We start from the raw sequence: 1,954 nt of genomic DNA on the forward strand, positions 1-1,954 counted from the left end.
CCTCCGCACCTCGGCGCGCCCCCCGGAGCCGTACCGCCGCCCGGTGCCATGTCCCCGCACGGCGCCCCGCTTCCCCCGCCGGGTGCCCCCGTGCCCGGTCAGCCCCCGGCGTACGGCTATCCGCCCCCGGCGCAGCCCACGGTCGGCCCCGGTTACCAGGCCGTGCTGCGCTACCGCGCCCAGGACGGTTCCGAGCAGCAGCTGATCCGGCGGTCCGCGCCGGGCATGCCGCATCCGGAGTGGCAGATCTTCCACGAGCTGCGGGCGATGAACGTGCCGCCGGACCAGGTCCTGGAGCTGCACACGGAGTTGGAGTCGTGCGAGCTGCCGGGGGCGTACTGCGCGCGGATGATCCGGGAGCAGTGGCCGCAGGCGCGGATCGCGAGCATCGCGCCGTACGGCACGGATCACGCGAGCAGGCAGCAGGGGATGCAGGAGCTTCTGGCGCATCAGGGCGAGCTGCACCAGGTGGCGGACGGTCCCGCGCGCCCGGCGCCGGTGCGTGCCCCGCTGCCGCCGGTGCAGCCGGTTCCGCCGGTCCCGCCGGAGGGCGTCGCGCACGAGCTGGCGGCGGCGTTCGGGCCGGGGGTGCACCGGTTCGACCAGCAGGCGGTGTCGCGGCAGGGCGTGCCGCCGGTGGTGGCGCACACCCTCGTGGTGGCCGGACTCCCGTTGGACATGGGCCCGTTCTTCTGGGCGCAGGCCCAGCCCGGTCGTCCGGTGCCGACGCTGGCGGAGCTGGCCGCCGAGCGCGGGGTGCGGTCCGCCTCGGACGCGGGCTCGTACCTGGTGATGGGCACGGACTTCGGCAAGGCGATCTGTGTGCAGTACGGCACGGCGAACATCGTCGCGGTGCCGGTGGAGAGCGGTCCGGGCGGCTCTCCGGTGCCGCCGCAGTTCGTCAACACCGGGCTGCCGGAGTTCACCCGCTGTCTGGCGCTGCTCGGCCGGATGTGGCGGCTGCGCTACGGCCTGAACCAGGAGCAGGCGGGCCGCTGGACCGTCGACTTCCAGGCCCAGCTGGCCTCCCTGGACCCGGCGGCGCTCGGTTCGCCGGAGACCTGGTGGTCGGTGCTGCTCGAACAGATGTGGGACGGGCTGCTGTAGCCGCAGTGGCCGCAGGCGGTCCCCTCCGCCGTTCGCTTCGGGCCCTTCACTCTCGGGAGTGAAGGGCCCGACCGCGTTGACGAACCCTGACGTCTCTTCAGCTCATTTCGACATGCATCCCATCATTCTGTCGGGTATGTCGTACTGTCCGGGCGGAGAGGGGTTCCACGGGTGAGCAGCGCATCGGCGACGCCGTACGGCTTCAAGGCCGCCCGGGGGCACGGCTACCGCCCCGGCCAGGTCGACGCGTGTCTGGCCGCCCTGTCGCGGGACCGCGACGAGGCGTGGGAGCGCGTCGCGCGGCTGACCGTCCTCGCCCGGGACATGGCGGCGGAGTCGGCGCGGATGCGCGAGCGGGCGGCCCGCCTGGAACCGCAGACGTACGACAGCCTCGGCGAGCCCGCGCGCACGGTGTTCCGGCTGGTGCGGGAGGAGGCGGTACGGCTGCGCGAGCGCGCCCGGGACGAGGCGCGCGAGCGGGTCGCGGCCGCCGAGGAACACGCGCGGGGCGTGCGCCGTACGGCGCGGGAGGCGGCGGAGACACTGTGTGCCGAGGCGGTGGAGACCGCCCGGCAACGGATGCTCGCGGCCCACACCGAGGCGGAGGCGCTGCGCGTCGGCACCCGGCACGAGGTGCGCGAGCTGCGCCGTACGGCGCTGGACGGGCTCCGCGAGACCCGCCACCGTGCCGACGCCCTGCTCGCCGCGCAGCCCGGGGAGCACGCCGCGCGCCGCTCGGCCGCCGAGCACGAGCTGACGGAGCGGGCGGCCACGCTCGAAGCGAGCACCGCCGAACGGCAGGTCCGGGCCGAGGCGGCGCTGGCGGCGGCGAAGCGCGCGCTCGCGG

At 75.4% G+C, this 1,954-nt stretch carries 2 protein-coding genes; both read left to right on the forward strand.

Features of this window, described 5'->3' with window-relative positions; all coding sequences use genetic code 11:
• Positions 1–1,107: SUKH-4 family immunity protein (locus tag GTW40_RS06900; protein ID WP_237525371.1), on the forward strand; the 1,107-nt coding region annotated here is incomplete at its 5' end.
• Between the two features lie 171 nt (positions 1,108–1,278).
• A partial coding sequence (locus GTW40_RS06905) for a cellulose-binding protein (protein WP_161179269.1) occupies positions 1,279–1,954 on the forward strand: 676 nt, incomplete at its 3' end.

It is taken from the genome of Streptomyces sp. SID4985, assembly GCF_009863025.1.
Taxonomy (GTDB): Bacteria; Actinomycetota; Actinomycetes; order Streptomycetales; family Streptomycetaceae; genus Streptomyces.